Here is a 13,963-nt window from a genome sequence, read left to right as displayed (position 1 = left end):
GCAGATCAGCTACTGCGCCCGGGCCCCTTGATCCCAAGGGCCTGGGTGGTAGCCGAGTTCACCAGCAGCACCAGCGAAGCCACCGCCACCACCGCCAGCACGATCCCCACCGGAATCGCCACGCTGTCGGCCTGCAGCAGGTTGTACGCCACCGGCAGCGCCATGATCTGCGTGATCACCGCCGGCCCCCGGCTCCAGCCCTTCCGCAGCAGCAGCCCCCGCGCAGCGATCAGCGGCAGCAGCGCCAGCACGATGAGGGTGACACCCCCGGTGATCGCCTGCCCCCGGTCGTCCGGATCCCCGGTGGCCCCGAGCACGGCCAGCCACACCCCGCCCGCGACCAGCGCGAGCCCTTCCAGCCCGGCCAGCGCGGCGGCGTACGTCAGCCGTCGCGGACGGGGTCCGTCGATTCCGTCGGCCTTCTCGGCCGTAGGCACATGCTCACTGCTCACGCCCGAAAGCGTAGCCCTCGGCCCCGCGGCGGAACCCGCGCCCCTCGCACCCGAGTGTTGAGACTCACGCCCCTATCTCTTACCGGATCCCTAACTCGGTCTGGGCCCGGTACTTCCCAGTAGGTACGCTGCAATCCATGCGTGCACTTCTCGTGGTCAATCCGGCGGCAACCACCACAAGCGCACGTAGGCGCGACGTCCTCATCCACGCGCTCGCGAGCGAGGTGAAGCTGGAGGCGGTCACCACCGAGTACCGCGGCCACGCCCGCGACCTGGCCCGGCTCGCGGCGGAGAGCGACGACATCGACCTCGTCGTGGCGCTCGGCGGCGACGGCACGGTCAACGAGGTGGTCAACGGCCTCCTCCACAACGGCCCCGACCCGGACCGGCTGCCCGGCCTCGCGGTGGTCCCCGGCGGCTCGACCAACGTCTTCGCCCGCGCCCTCGGCCTGCCCAACGACCCGGTCGAGGCCACCGGCGCCCTGCTGGACGCGCTGCGCGAGAAGCGCGAGCGCCTGGTCGGCCTGGGTCTGACCGCCGGCACGCCCGGCACCGAGGACGAGGCGGTCCCGGCCCGCTGGTTCACCTTCAACGCGGGACTCGGCTTCGACGCGGGCGTGGTCGGCAGGGTCGAGCAGCAGCGCGAGCTCGGTAAGAAGTCGACGCACGCGCTGTACGTCCGTCAGGTGGTCCGGCAGTTCCTCGGCGAGCAGCACCGCCGGCACGGAACGATCACACTGGAGCGGGCCGGCGCCGACCCGATCACGGATCTTGTCGTGGCGATAGTCTGCAACACCTCGCCCTGGACGTATCTCGGCAATCGCCCGATGTACACATCGCCTAAGGCCTCGTTCGATAAAGGCATCGACGTACTCGGTCTCAGCCGCCTGTCGACCGCCGCGGCTGCCCGTTATGGCACGCAGTTGCTCACTTCGTCCCCCGAGCGCGGACCCCACGGCAAGCATGCGGTGTCGCTGCACGACCTGGACCAGTTCACCTTGCATTCGAAGGTCCCCCTCCCCCTTCAGATGGACGGCGACCACCTAGGACTGCGTACGAGCGTGACGTTCACAGGCGTACGCAGTGCACTGCGTGTGATTGTGTGAGCGGAACGGGCTAAAGTCCTTTCACTCGAACGTTTAGGCCAGGATCCACCCCATGGAAGTACGGCTGTGACCCAGTCGACACCGAGGAATCAAAAAAAACTTTCCGGAAGGGGTTGTATCCGTCGCTGAGGTTTGCGAGGCTCTAGGAGGCGATCGGGACGGCCCGCAAGACCGGCCTCCACTGATCACCGGAATCCCCCTTCAACTCACAGGACCCCTGCCAGGGAACCTGGCGGTCGGCCCTTCACTTGTTGAGGGATTCGTGAAAGCGTTCACATTCACAAGCAACGTGCATGTAATACCAAGGAGAGGTAGCAGCCATGGACTGGCGTCACAACGCCGTTTGCCGCGAGGAAGACCCCGAGCTCTTCTTCCCCATCGGCAACACCGGTCCTGCGCTGCTGCAGATCGAGGAAGCCAAGGCCGTCTGCCGTCGCTGCCCCGTTATGGATCAGTGTCTGCAGTGGGCGCTCGAGTCCGGCCAGGACTCCGGCGTCTGGGGTGGTCTCAGCGAGGACGAGCGTCGCGCGATGAAGCGCCGTGCCGCCCGCAACCGGGCCCGTCAGGCCACCGCCTGACAGTCCCACCCCTGGTGACAGCCTGAGCTTGGCGGCGCGTACAGCGAGTACGCATCTCCCGCCCCCGAGCCGCAGCGCGCAGTACCCCCGATGCGCTTAGCAGTAAGAGCAGCAACGAGCGAGCAGCCCCGGACCCACCAGGTCCGGGGCTCTTTGCTGTGCACAACCCCCTTCGCCGGGCACAACTCCCTCCCGGGACGCGCTACTTCTGCGGCCGCACCGGCAGGTCGAGGATCACCCGGGTCCCCCGCTCCGGCGCCGGCACCATGTCGAACGTGCCGCCCAACTCGCCCTCCACCAGCGTCCGTACGATCTGCAGGCCGAGGTTGCCGGAGCGGTGCGGGTCGAAGCCCTCGGGCAGGCCGACGCCGTCGTCCTGGACGGTGACGAGGAGCCGGGCCTCCTTGGTGGTGCCGCCGCGGACCGCCGTGACCTCGACCGTGCCGGTGTCGCCCTCGCGGAAGCCGTGTTCGAGTGCGTTCTGCAGGATCTCGGTGAGAACCATCGACAGCGGGGTGGCGACCTCGGCGTCCAGTATCCCGAAGCGGCCGGTGCGCCGGCCGGTGACCTTCCCCGGCGAGATCTCGGCGACCATCGCGAGCACCCGGTCCGCGATCTCGTCGAACTCCACCCGCTCGTCCAGGTTCTGAGACAGCGTCTCATGCACGATGGCGATGGAGCCGACCCGCCGTACGGCCTCCTCCAGGGCCTCCCGGCCGCGGTCCGACTCGATGCGCCGGGCCTGGAGGCGCAGCAGCGCGGCGACCGTCTGGAGGTTGTTCTTCACCCGGTGGTGGATCTCCCGGATGGTCGCGTCCTTGGTGATCAACTCCCGCTCGCGGCGGCGCAGTTCGGTGACGTCCCGGAGCAGTACCAGGGAACCGATGCGGGTGCCCTTGGGCTTGAGCGGGATCGCCCGGAACTGGATGACGCCGTCCTCGGACTCGATCTCGAACTCGCGCGGCGCCCAGCCGCTGGCGAGCTTGGCGAGCGCCTCGTCCACCGGTCCCTTGGTCGGGGCGAGTTCGGCGGTGGTCTGCCCCAGGTGGTGGCCGAGCAGGTCGGTGGCGAGGCCGAGGCGGTGGTACGCGGAGAGGGCGTTCGGGGAGGCGTACTGGACGATGCCGTCGCCGTCCACCCGGATCAGGCCGTCGCCGACGCGCGGCGAGGCGTCCATGTCGACCTGCTGGTTCGGGAAGGGAAACGATCCGGCAGCGATCATCTGCGCCAGGTCGGAAGCGCTCTGGAGGTAGGTGAGCTCAAGGCGGCTCGGGGTGCGCACGGTCAGCAGGTTGGTGTTGCGGGCGATGACGCCGAGGACCCGGCCCTCGCGCCGCACGGGGATGGACTCGACCCGTACGGGGACCTCCTCGCGCCACTCCGGGTCACCCTCGCGGACGATCCGGCCCTCGTCCAGGGCGATGTCCAGCATGGGCCGGCGGCCGCGCGGGACCAGGTGGCCGACCATGTCGTCCTGGTAGGAGGTGGGGCCGGTGTTGGGGCGCATCTGCGCCACCGAGACGTACCGGGTGCCGTCCCGGGTGGGGACCCACAGGACCAGGTCGGCGAAGGAGAGGTCGGAGAGCAGCTGCCACTCCGAGACCAGCAGATGGAGCCACTCGAGGTCGGAGTCGTCGAGGGCGGTGTGCTGGCGGACCAGTTCGTTCATGGAGGGCACGTCTGTGAGCGTACCTGGCGGTATGTGGATGGCCGAAAAACAGCGGCTCAGGGGAGGACGGAGGGCCCGGAAACACCCGCGGGCCGCGGCGCCTGGGAGGGACCCTCAACCCTCCCGGCACCGCAGCCCGGAGCAGCAACGGCCACGGGGTGTGCGGTCCCGATCGGCCGAAGGTGAGGATCCGGGGCAGTCAGGGCAGAGAGCTCCGGTTCCTCGGTCCGCCTTCCTGTGCGGGGAAGACGGAAGAGTGCGACTGTGCCGTACGGCTGATGCCGTACTCGTTCAGCCCTCGTACGCAATTGTGGACTAGACCACGGTGTGTGTCCATGCGTTGGAGACTGTTCACAGTTGATGCGATCGCAGCCTAGCCCGCCGGGATGGGCCGTGGGGGCGGATGGCCAGGGCAATTTTCCCCGGCCCAGGGGGCAGGCCGCGGCGGGCCGCGGAAATTTTCCTTAATTCACCCCATCTGACGTATTCACGTAACCTCACACTTGTCCCCTTTCCCTGCGCCCGGCCCGCAGGGGCAGGGTCCGGTTCTGTTAGATTGGTCCCATCGGATTGGTCTAAACCACATAGACGTTCCTGACCCTCCAGCCCTCTTCAGAACGGCAGGCCCAGCGTGGAAGTTGTGATCGTTCCGGACGCCGCCGCGGGTGGCGAGCTGATCGCCGAGGCCATGGCCCAGCTGCTCCGGCACAAGCCGGACGCGCTGCTCGGGGTGGCCACGGGCTCGACCCCGCTGCCCATCTACCAGGCGCTCACCGCCAAGGTACGGGCCGGTGCCGTGGACACCTCGCGGGCGCGCATAGCCCAGCTCGACGAGTACGTGGGGCTGCCGGCCGAGCATCCGGAGTCGTACCGGTCGGTGCTGCGGCGCGAGGTGCTGGAGCCGCTCGGGATCGGGATGGGCGCGTTCCTCGGCCCCGACGGCGCGGCCGAGGACGTACAGGCCGCCTGCAAGGCCTACGACGCGGAGCTGACGCGGGCGGGCGGCGTGGACCTGCAGCTGCTCGGGATCGGGACGGACGGGCACATCGGATTCAACGAGCCGTGCTCCTCGCTGGCCTCGCGGACCCGGATCAAGACGCTGACCGAGCAGACCCGCGTCGACAACGCGCGGTTCTTCGACGGGGACATCGCGCAGGTGCCGCACCACGTCATCACCCAGGGGATCGGGACGATCCTGGAGGCGCGGCACCTGGTGCTGCTGGCCACGGGTGAGGGGAAGGCCGACGCGGTCGCGGCGACGGTGGAGGGGCCGGTCGCCGCGGTGTGCCCGGCGTCGGCGCTGCAGCTGCATCCGCATGCCACGGTGGTCGTCGACGAGGCCGCCGCGTCCAAGCTGAAGTTCGCGGACTACTTCCGGTACACGTTCTCCAACAAGCCGGAGTGGCAGGGGATCTAGCGGATTCGTCTGCCGGGTTCGGTTCTGTTCGGACTGAACCTGTGTGGTGGGTTGCTCGCGCAGTTCCCCGCGCCCCTTCGGGGCGCGGGCATGCGCTAGGTTGCCCGCCATGACTGAGTTGAGTACCGACGTCTGGCCGGCTGCCCCGATCAGGACCGAGCGGCTCGTGCTCCGTGAGTCCGAGGCTCGGGACCGGGCGACGGTCATCGAGCTGGACGCCTCGCCGGAGGTGGGCACCTACCTCGGTGGCCCCCGGCCGCGTGCCGATCTGGAACGCCTGGTGCCGGAGGTGCCCGGGCGGCGCCCCGGCTTCTTCGTGGTCGAGCTCGACGGAGCGGCGATCGGCACCGTCCAGCTCGACCCGCACAACCCCGAGATCGCGCCCGACCGCCGCGCGGCCGGGGAGACCGAGCTCGGCTACCTGTTCCTGCCGGAGGCGTGGGGACACGGGTACGCCTTCGAGGCGTGCGCGGCCGCCCTCGACTGGTTCTCCGGAGTGCTTCCCGGTGAGCCGGTGGTGCTCTACACCCAGACCGCCAACGTCCGCTCGATGCGCCTCGCGGCGAAGCTCGGCTTCACCGAGCAGGAACGATTCGAGGCGTACGGCGCCGAGCAGTGGTTCGGCGTGCGGTCCCCGGCCCGCTGACAACGCCGGACCGAGGACCACTCCCTGCGTGCTCGCCTACGCGGTCACGCCCGCGATGACCTCGGCCGCCGCCGTACCGCACACCCTCGCCGCGCCGTGCGTGGCGATGTACAGGGCGCCCCGGGGCGCGGCCTGGGGCAGGCCCATCTCCACCACGATCGTGTCGGGGCGGGCCTTGAGCAGGATGTCCAGGGCGCCGGTCATCCAGGGGTACCGGTGTTCGTCCCGTACCACCGCGACGATTCGGCGCTCCCCCGCCGCCACGATCGCCGCGTGTCCCGCGTCCTCGCCCGCGAAGCTGCCGGTCTCGGTGCCGGGCACGAGGCGGGTCAGTTCGGCGGAGACACCCCACGGGGTCTCCGTGCCCACCGCGATGTTGGTCTCGGGGGTGAGGGAGGCGACGAACAGGGGGTCGGCCGGGGGTGTGTAGGGGTCGACGCGCGTCACATGAAGCGCGCGGCGGGCGGCGACGAGGCCGATGTCCGTGAGGGCGGGGTCCGGCTGGGCCACTTCCGCCGTGGCCGTCCAGGTCGCCATCGCCCGCACCCGTTGCGCCGCGTCCGCCAGTCGCTCCTCGGGGAGTTCGCCGGAGCGGACCGCCGCGACCAGGGCGTCGCGCAGCCGTCGTACCGTCTCGTCGTCCGAGAGGCCGCCGCCCACGCAGATCGCGTCGGCTCCGGCGGCTATCGCCAGGACGGTGCCGTGTTCGATGCCGTAGGTCCCGGCGATGGCCTGCATCTCGATGCCGTCGGTGACGATCAGGCCGTCATAGCCGAGTTCGCCGCGGAGCAGTTCGGTGAGGACGCGGTGGGACAGGGTCCCGGGCCGGGTCGGGTCCAGGACGGGGACCAGGATGTGGGCGCTCATCACGGCGCGGGTACCGGCGGCGATGGCGGCGCGGAAGGGGACCAGCTCGCGAGCGCGCAGGATGTCGGCGGTCGCGTCGATGCGGGGCACGGCGAGGTGGGAGTCGACGGCGGTGTCGCCGTGGCCCGGGAAGTGCTTGGTGCAGGCCGCCACCCCGGCCGCCTGGAGGCCGCTGACGTAGGCCGCCGTGTGACGGGCGACCAGGTCCTGGTCGGCGCCGAAGGAGCGGACGCCGATGACCGGGTTGGCGGAGTTGGAGTTGACGTCAGCGACCGGGGCCCAGCTGAAGTTCACCCCGCAGGCGGCGAGGCGGCGGCCCAGTTCGAGGGCGACCTGCCGGGTCAGCTCGGGGTCGTCGACGGCGCCGAGGGCGTGGTTGCCGGGGAAGGAGGAGCCGGTGCGCACCTCGAGACGGGTGACGTCACCGCCCTCCTCGTCGATCGCCACCAGGACGTCGTCCCGCTCGGCGCGCAACTGCGCGGTGAGCGCGGAGAGCTGCTCGGCCGAGATGATGTTGCGGCCGAACACGCCCACGGAGGCGAGGCCCTCGCCGAGCCGGCGCAGTACCCAGTCGGGGGCGGTGGTGCCGGTGAAGCCCGGCTGGAGGACGGTCAGCGCGTCGCGCGTGATTCTGTCCTGTGAATTGAACGCAGCCGTACCGCTGGCGAATGTCGTCATCGGATGGGGTTATCCCTTCACGGCGCCCGCGGTGAGGCCCGCGGCCATCTTGCGCTGGACGAGGAGGAACAGGACGACGATCGGCACGGCGAGCATGGTGGCGCCGGCCATCATCGGGGCGTATTCGGTGCCGTGCTGCGTGGTGAAGTTGGCCAGCCAGACGGTCGCCGTCTGGTGGTCCTGGCTGAGCAGCATCAGGGCGTAGAGGTACTCGTTCCAGGCCTGGATGAAGCCGTAGACCGAGGTGGCGACGAGGCCGGGGGCGAGCAGCGGGAAGACCACCCGGACGAAGGCGCCGGTGCGGGAGCAGCCGTCGACCATGGCGGCCTCCTCCAGCTCCTTCGGGATGTTGACGATGAAGCCGCGCAGGGTCCACACCGTGAACGGCAGGATGAAGGTCAGGTAGGTGATGATCAGGCCGCTGAGCTTGTCGTACTGGTCCAGGTCGTTGAGGAGCAGGAAGACCGGGATGATCATGGCGACCAGCGGGATCATCTGGACCGCGAGGATGCCGACGATCACGATCTTCCGGCCGCGGAAGGCGAACCGGGAGATGGCGAGGGCGGCCAGCAGGCCGACGACCATGCCGATCACCACGACGGAGAGGGACACGATCAGGCTGCGGCCGACCGGGCCCCAGAAGTCGGCGATGTCCAGCGCGCGGCTGAAGTTGGACAGGGTGATGCCGGTGGGCAGCAGGCTCGGGTCCGGGTCGATGGCGTCCTTCGCCGGCTTGAACGCCGTGTTCAGCATCCAGTAGACGGGGAAGCCCGAGACGAGGAAGACGAGGAGGCCGAGGAGGTTCCAGCCGGCCTTGGCCTTCCTGCGGCCGGGGGTGGCGACGGTGCTCATTCGACCTCTCCGATCTTCAGCATCTGGCGCATGTACACGGCGACGACGCCGAGCAGGAGGACCACGGTGAGCAGCGCGATCGCGGAGCCCTGCCCGTAGTCGTTGACCACGAAGGCGCGGTCGTAGGACCAGGTGGTCAGCAGCTGGAACTCGGCCTCGGGGTGGCCGCCGCGCATCACGAAGACCTGCGGGAAGACGCCCATGTCCCAGATGACCGAGAGCGTCGTGAGCATCACGATGACCGGCTTGAGGATGGGCAGCGTGACGTAGCGGAAGACGCCCCAGGGGCCGGCGCCGTCGAGGCGGGCGGCCTCCTCCAGTTCCTGGGGGACCTGGGTGAGTCCGGCGCTGAGCGTGATGACCACGAAGGGGACCGCTCCCCAGACCACCAGGAGCATGATCACCGCGAGTCCCTCGGGTCCGCTGGCGAACCAGTTGTGGCCGATCATCTCGACCCCGGGGAGCTTGCTGAGCAGGGCGTTGAGGATGCCGTAGTCGGAGTCGAAGAGCCACTTGAAGACCGTGGTGGCGACGATGACCGGCATGCCCCAGCTGGCCACCAGCGCGATGTTGACCAGGGTCTTCACCCAGCCGGAGACGCGCTGCAGCAGCAGGGCGACGAGCATGCCGACGACCATGGTGAAGATGACGCAGCCGGCCGCGAAGAAGATCGTGCGCAGCACGACCTGCCAGAACTCGCTGTCGCCCAGCACCTTGGAGAAGTTCCCGAACCCGACCCACTCGGCCGGCTTGAACCCCCACAGCTGGGTCTGCCCGAACTGCTGGAAGGAGAGGGTGACCAGCCGGTAGAGCGGATAGCCGAGGACGAGCGCCAGGACCAGCAGGCAGGGGGCGAGCAGCAGCCAGGGGACGGCGGGACCGCCCGAACGCCGGTTCGCACGTGGTCTTTGCGGGGAGTCCGGTGGAGGTGCCGGCACCTTGGCGGGTGTGGTCGTATCAACGGCACTCATCGTGCGCTCCTCAAACAGATCGAGAGAGGCCGGCAGCAGCGCGCCCCTTCGAGGGACGCGCCTCGCATCCCGACAGGGGACGCGTCTCGCATCCCGACAGGGGACGCGTCTCGCGCCCCGTCAGGGGCGCGGGGAACTGCGCGACCAGCCACAACGAACCGGCACCAACCCACCAACCCGTTGCGGCACCTTCTGACATCAACCCGTCGGCCGGACCTGACCCCCCGTCGGTCAGGCCCGGCCGCAGACCGTTACGGGGTGTTGATGACCTTGTCGATCGCCGCGTCGGCCTCCTTGGCCGCCGCCTCGACGCTCTCCTTGCCGGTGCCGATGTTCTGCAGCATCGTCTGCAGCACCTGGGCCTTCTCGACCTGGCCCCAGCCCGGCGCCATCGGCACGAACCAGTTGGACTCGGCCGCCTCGGCCGGCACCGCGGTCGCCGGGTCGCTCTTCAGCGTGGCGAGGTCGGTCTTGTTGTTCGGCAGGTTGCCCTTGGCCATCAGGCCCTTCTGGCCGGACGGGCCGGTGAACGCGTTGATCCACTCGGCGGCGACGGCCTGCGCCTTGGACTTCACCGGGATGGCGAGGTCGGAGCCGCCCAGGAAGACCGGCATGTTCTTGCCGGACGGGCCGGGCATCACGAAGTTGACCAGGTTGTCCTTCAGCTTGCCGCCGGTCTTGTCGTTCTTCGGGTCGGCCGCGGTCGCGCCCTCCCAGGCGGCACCGAAGATCATGGCCGACTTGCCCTGGCCGTAGACGATGTAGCGGTCGGACTCGTCCTTGGTCTTGTCACCGTGCATGTACTTGTCGATGACGCTCTTGAACTCGGTGAGGCCCTTGATGGACTCGGCCGACTCGAGATTGCCCTGCCACTTGCCGCCGTTCTCGACCGCGATGGAGCCGCCGGCGTCGTAGACGAAGGACATGGCCGCGTACCAGTCGCGGGTGGGCTGGTACCAGGCGCTGAACTTGCTGCCTTCCTTCTTCTGGATCTTGTCCAGGTCGGCGGTCAGCTCGGTGTAGGTCTTCGGCGTGGTCTTGATGCCGGCCGAGGCGGCGATGTCCTTGCGCCAGTTGGCGACGCGGCCACCGGCGTAGTACGGCACGCCGTAGGTCTTGCCGCTGTAGGTCACCGAGGCCTTGAGGCCGTCGAGCCACTGGTCGGAGCTGCTGAACTGGGAGGCGTCGACGGGAGCGAAGGCGCCCTTCACCATGTAGCCGAGCATCTCGGTGTTGCCCATCTCGACCACGTCGGGGGCCTTGTCCGTGGCGAGGACGGCGTCCAGCTTGGTGTTCTTGTCCGGCCAGCCGTAGTACTCGTGCTTGATCTTGATGCCGGGGTGTTTCTTCTCCACGGCGGCGTCGGCGGCCTTCACCAGGTCGGGCCAGTTGTTCTGCGCGTCCACCGTGAGCCAGACGGTCAGCGCCTTGGCGTCCGAGCCCTGGGACTTGTTGTCGTCCTTGTTGTCACTGCCACACGCCGCGACCGAGAAGACCATGCCCGCGATACCAATCGCGGCTATCAGCTTGCGCTTCACGCCACCCTCCTCAGGGATGCCACAAACCCCCCTGCCTCCCCGCACGAGCGTTGGGCCGGGACCTGGACCAATGGTGTAGACCAGTGCGGGAAGCTTGGCCCAGACCAGCAGGCCTGTCAAGGGTGGCCGAATAGGCTCCGACCAGCCGTTATGCGACCTACATATGCAGGAACCTTTAAGTAAGAACCCCTCGAAAACCTGAGGCGCGGACGAGACAATTCCGGTAGACCACTCCAGCGATGGACTAGACCAGAAGGGCCCGCGACGGTATACAGAAGGGATCACGCAGCGTGCAGGGCAAATCCCGGTACGCTGCCGTGCCACATGGCGAGCAGGACCAGTAGCCGGGAAGGCGGAGCATGAGCACCGACGTCAGCAGTGCGGAGAACGAGAGCGGGACAGCCGTCCGTACCGCGCGCGTGCCCAAGTACTACCGCCTGAAGAAGCACCTGCTCGAAATGACCGAGACACAGGCCCCCGGCACCCCGGTCCCGCCCGAGCGCACCCTGGCCGCCGAGTTCGACACCTCCCGCACCACCGTCCGCCAGGCCCTCCAGGAGCTGGTCGTCGAGGGCCGCCTGGAACGCATCCAGGGCAAGGGCACCTTCGTCGCCAAGCCCAAGGTCTCCCAGGCGCTGCAGCTCACCTCGTACACGGAGGACATGCGCGCCCAGGGCCTGGAGCCGACCTCCCAGCTGCTGGACATCGGCTACATCACCGCCGACGACCGGCTGGCCGGCCTGCTCGACATAACGGCAGGCGGGCGGGTGCTGCGCATCGAGCGGCTGCGCATGGCCAACGGCGAGCCGATGGCGATCGAGACCACGCACCTGAGCGCGAAGCGCTTCCCGGCCCTGCGCCGCTCCCTCGTCAAGTACACGTCCCTGTACACCGCCCTCGCCGAGGTGTACGACGTCCATCTCGCCGAGGCCGAGGAGACCATCGAGACCTCCCTCGCGACCCCACGCGAGGCCGGCCTGCTCGGCACCGACGTGGGCCTGCCGATGCTGATGCTCTCCCGCCACTCCCTGGACCGCGAGGGCCAGCCGGTGGAATGGGTCCGCTCGGTGTACCGCGGCGACCGCTACAAGTTCGTCGCGAGGCTCAAGCGGCCCCAGGACTGAGGCCGTTCACACCCTGCCCCTCCTGACGGCTCATCACCCTTCTCCACCAAATCGACATACCGACATGCGGATGAGGTCTTCCACTGACCTCACGCGTTCGCCATGATTGCCTGCGCATTACACAGGTGAACAACGGTGATCGCCGTGCGGTCAGTGAGGGGACGGAGCCGCGAGATGTCAGATGCGTCCGAAGTGACCAAAGCGGCGGTGGTGACGCCTGTGCGCGTCGCCATCGCCCTCTGCCTGATAGCGCCCTTCGTGGCGATGCTGTGGGTGGGCTCGTACGCCAAGACGGACCCGGTGTTCATCGGGATCCCGTTCTTCTACTGGTACCAGATGCTGTGGGTGCTGCTCTCGACCGCGCTCACCATGACCGCGTACCAGCTGTGGGAGCGTGACCGGCGTGCCCGCAGGGCCGCCACGAGCGCGGACGGGGGTGCGTCGGAGTGAAGGACGGCGTGAACGGCGTCGCGCTCGGCGTCTTCATCTTCTTCTTCCTGGCCGTCACGGTCATCGGCTTCCTGGCCGCCCGCTGGCGCAAGGCCGAGAACGAGCACTCGCTCGACGAATGGGGCCTCGGCGGCCGGTCGTTCGGAACCTGGGTCACCTGGTTCCTGCTCGGCGGCGACCTGTACACGGCGTACACCTTCGTCGCCGTACCGGCGGCGGTCTACGCGGCGGGAGCGGCCGGCTTCTTCGCCGTGCCGTACACGATCCTGGTCTACCCGCTGATCTTCGCGTTCCTGCCCCGCCTGTGGTCGGTCTCCCACAAGCACGGCTACGTGACGACCTCGGACTTCGTGCGCGGCCGCTTCGGCTCGCGGGGCCTGTCCCTCGCCGTCGCGCTGACCGGCATCCTGGCAACGATGCCATACATCGCGCTGCAGCTCGTGGGCATCCAGGCGGTGCTCGACGTGATGGGCATCGGCGGCAGCGACGGCACCAACTGGTTCCTGAAGGACCTCCCGCTCCTCATCGCCTTCGGCGTGCTCGCGGCCTACACGTACTCCTCCGGCCTGCGCGCCCCCGCCCTGATCGCGTTCGTGAAGGACGCACTGATCTACCTCGTCATCGCGGTGGCGATCATCTACATCCCGATCAAGCTGGGCGGCTTCGACGACATCTTCGCCAAGGCCGGCGACAAGTACACGGCGGCGGGAGCGGGCGGCCTCGTCCCGGCCCCGGCCGGCCAGTGGACGTACGCCACGCTCGCGCTGGGCTCCGCGCTGGCCCTGTTCATGTACCCGCACTCGATCACCGCGACGCTCTCCTCGAAGAGCCGTGACGTGATCCGCCGCAACACCACGATCCTGCCGCTGTACTCCCTGATGCTGGGTCTGCTCGCCCTGCTGGGCTTCATGGCCATCGCGGCCGGCGTCAAGGTCACCAACGGCCAGCTGGCGATCCCCCAGCTGTTCGAGAACATGTTCCCGGACTGGTTCGCCGGGGTCGCCTTCGCCGCGATCGGCATCGGCGCCCTGGTCCCCGCGGCCATCATGTCCATCGCGGCCGCGAACCTCTTCACCCGCAACATCTACCGGGACTTCATCAAGCCCGACGCCACGCCGAAGCAGGAGGCCCAGGTCTCCAAGCTGGTCTCCCTGCTGGTGAAGGTCGGCGCGCTGGTCTTCGTCCTCACCATGGACAAGACGGTCGCCATCAACTTCCAGCTCCTCGGCGGCATCTGGATCCTGCAGACCTTCCCCTCCCTGGTCGGCGGCCTGTTCACCCGCTGGTTCCACCGCTGGGCGCTGCTGGCGGGCTGGGCGGTCGGCATGGTCTACGGCACGGCCGCCGCGTACGGCGTGGCCTCCCCCACCCAGAAGCACTTCGGCGGCTCCTCGAAGGAGATCCCCGGCATCGGCGAGATCGGCTACATCGGCCTGACCGCGTTCGTCCTGAACGTGGCGGTCACGGTGGTCCTCACCTTCGCCCTCAAGGCCCTCAAGGCCCCCGAGGGCATCGACCAGACCAGCCCCGAGGACTACACGGCGGACGCGGGCGACCCGGGCGTGGAGGTGGAACTGCCTCCGGCCGTCGCGGGATCCGCGCACTGACGAGACCC

General features: G+C 68.8%; 13 protein-coding genes. 7 read left to right on the top strand and 6 right to left on the bottom strand.

The window, feature by feature from the left end; genetic code table 11:
- Positions 1-5: 5 nt before the first annotated feature.
- Positions 6-452 (bottom strand): hypothetical protein, encoded by a 447-nt coding sequence (locus ABZ887_RS18130; RefSeq protein WP_361289988.1) that lies wholly within the window; start codon positions 450-452, stop codon positions 6-8.
- A 137-nt stretch (positions 453-589) separates the two neighbouring features.
- Between ABZ887_RS18130 and ABZ887_RS18125 the strand changes: the two genes are divergently transcribed.
- Both ABZ887_RS18125 and ABZ887_RS18120 read left to right on the top strand, forming a co-directional pair.
- Positions 590-1,558 (top strand): diacylglycerol kinase family protein, encoded by a 969-nt coding sequence (locus tag ABZ887_RS18125; RefSeq protein ID WP_361289985.1) that lies wholly within the window; start codon positions 590-592, stop codon positions 1,556-1,558.
- A gap of 320 nt (positions 1,559-1,878) precedes the next feature.
- On the top strand, positions 1,879-2,136 hold the full coding sequence (locus tag ABZ887_RS18120; RefSeq protein ID WP_010353616.1) for a WhiB family transcriptional regulator: 258 nt from the start codon (positions 1,879-1,881) through the stop codon (positions 2,134-2,136).
- Between the two features lie 202 nt (positions 2,137-2,338).
- Here ABZ887_RS18120 and ABZ887_RS18115 read toward each other — a convergent pair whose 3' ends face one another.
- The gene (locus ABZ887_RS18115; protein WP_361289982.1) at positions 2,339-3,814 is read right to left on the bottom strand and encodes a PAS domain-containing sensor histidine kinase; all 1,476 of its coding nucleotides are present in this window, start codon (positions 3,812-3,814) and stop codon (positions 2,339-2,341) included.
- Positions 3,815-4,436: 622 nt separating this feature from the next.
- On the opposite strand from ABZ887_RS18115, the gene nagB reads away from it, so the two are divergent.
- Positions 4,437-5,222, top strand: a complete 786-nt coding sequence (gene nagB / locus ABZ887_RS18110) for a glucosamine-6-phosphate deaminase (RefSeq protein ID WP_361289979.1) — start codon at positions 4,437-4,439, stop codon at positions 5,220-5,222.
- A 109-nt stretch (positions 5,223-5,331) separates the two neighbouring features.
- Positions 5,332-5,868 (top strand): GNAT family N-acetyltransferase, encoded by a 537-nt coding sequence (locus ABZ887_RS18105; RefSeq protein ID WP_361289975.1) that lies wholly within the window; start codon positions 5,332-5,334, stop codon positions 5,866-5,868.
- A gap of 36 nt (positions 5,869-5,904) precedes the next feature.
- On the opposite strand, the gene ABZ887_RS18100 is transcribed toward ABZ887_RS18105, so the two are convergent.
- From ABZ887_RS18100 to ABZ887_RS18085, 4 genes are all read right to left on the bottom strand, one after another.
- The gene (locus tag ABZ887_RS18100) at positions 5,905-7,413 is read right to left on the bottom strand and encodes a glycoside hydrolase family 3 protein (RefSeq protein WP_361289972.1); all 1,509 of its coding nucleotides are present in this window, start codon (positions 7,411-7,413) and stop codon (positions 5,905-5,907) included.
- 9 nt (positions 7,414-7,422) lie between these two features.
- Positions 7,423-8,265, bottom strand: a complete 843-nt coding sequence (locus ABZ887_RS18095) for a carbohydrate ABC transporter permease (RefSeq protein ID WP_361289969.1) — start codon at positions 8,263-8,265, stop codon at positions 7,423-7,425.
- A complete protein-coding gene (locus ABZ887_RS18090) occupies positions 8,262-9,236 on the bottom strand; it encodes a sugar ABC transporter permease (RefSeq protein WP_361289966.1) in 975 nt (324 codons plus the stop codon). The genes ABZ887_RS18095 and ABZ887_RS18090 overlap by 4 nt, the downstream gene beginning before the upstream one ends.
- 251 nt (positions 9,237-9,487) lie before the next feature.
- Complete coding sequence (locus ABZ887_RS18085; protein ID WP_361289963.1) at positions 9,488-10,774, bottom strand: extracellular solute-binding protein; 1,287 nt, start codon at positions 10,772-10,774, stop codon at positions 9,488-9,490.
- A 359-nt stretch (positions 10,775-11,133) separates the two neighbouring features.
- Between ABZ887_RS18085 and ABZ887_RS18080 the strand changes: the two genes are divergently transcribed.
- From ABZ887_RS18080 to mctP, 3 genes are all read left to right on the top strand, one after another.
- A complete protein-coding gene (locus ABZ887_RS18080) occupies positions 11,134-11,898 on the top strand; it encodes a GntR family transcriptional regulator (RefSeq protein WP_089098851.1) in 765 nt (254 codons plus the stop codon).
- Between the two features lie 174 nt (positions 11,899-12,072).
- The gene (locus ABZ887_RS18075) at positions 12,073-12,348 is read left to right on the top strand and encodes a DUF3311 domain-containing protein (RefSeq protein WP_361289960.1); all 276 of its coding nucleotides are present in this window, start codon (positions 12,073-12,075) and stop codon (positions 12,346-12,348) included.
- Positions 12,345-13,955, top strand: a complete 1,611-nt coding sequence (gene mctP, locus ABZ887_RS18070) for a monocarboxylate uptake permease MctP (protein WP_361289957.1) — start codon at positions 12,345-12,347, stop codon at positions 13,953-13,955. Before ABZ887_RS18075 ends, mctP begins: the two co-directional genes overlap by 4 nt.
- Positions 13,956-13,963: the final 8 nt, after the last annotated feature.

This window comes from Streptomyces sp. NPDC047061 (assembly GCF_040643955.1).
In the GTDB taxonomy this organism is placed as follows: domain Bacteria; phylum Actinomycetota; class Actinomycetes; order Streptomycetales; family Streptomycetaceae; genus Streptomyces.
This window is presented reverse-complemented; position numbering and strand designations above follow the sequence as displayed.

Coding starts and splice junctions, on each gene's coding strand:
- ABZ887_RS18125 (WP_361289985.1), top strand. CDS start 590: ATGCGTGCACTTCTCGTGGTCAATCCGGCGGCAACCACCACAAGCGCA.
- ABZ887_RS18120 (WP_010353616.1), top strand. CDS start 1,879: ATGGACTGGCGTCACAACGCCGTTTGCCGCGAGGAAGACCCCGAGCTC.
- ABZ887_RS18105 (WP_361289975.1), top strand. CDS start 5,332: ATGACTGAGTTGAGTACCGACGTCTGGCCGGCTGCCCCGATCAGGACC.
- ABZ887_RS18100 (WP_361289972.1), bottom strand. CDS start 7,413: ATGACGACATTCGCCAGCGGTACGGCTGCGTTCAATTCACAGGACAGA.
- ABZ887_RS18095 (WP_361289969.1), bottom strand. CDS start 8,265: ATGAGCACCGTCGCCACCCCCGGCCGCAGGAAGGCCAAGGCCGGCTGG.
- ABZ887_RS18090 (WP_361289966.1), bottom strand. CDS start 9,236: ATGAGTGCCGTTGATACGACCACACCCGCCAAGGTGCCGGCACCTCCA.
- ABZ887_RS18080 (WP_089098851.1), top strand. CDS start 11,134: ATGAGCACCGACGTCAGCAGTGCGGAGAACGAGAGCGGGACAGCCGTC.
- ABZ887_RS18075 (WP_361289960.1), top strand. CDS start 12,073: ATGTCAGATGCGTCCGAAGTGACCAAAGCGGCGGTGGTGACGCCTGTG.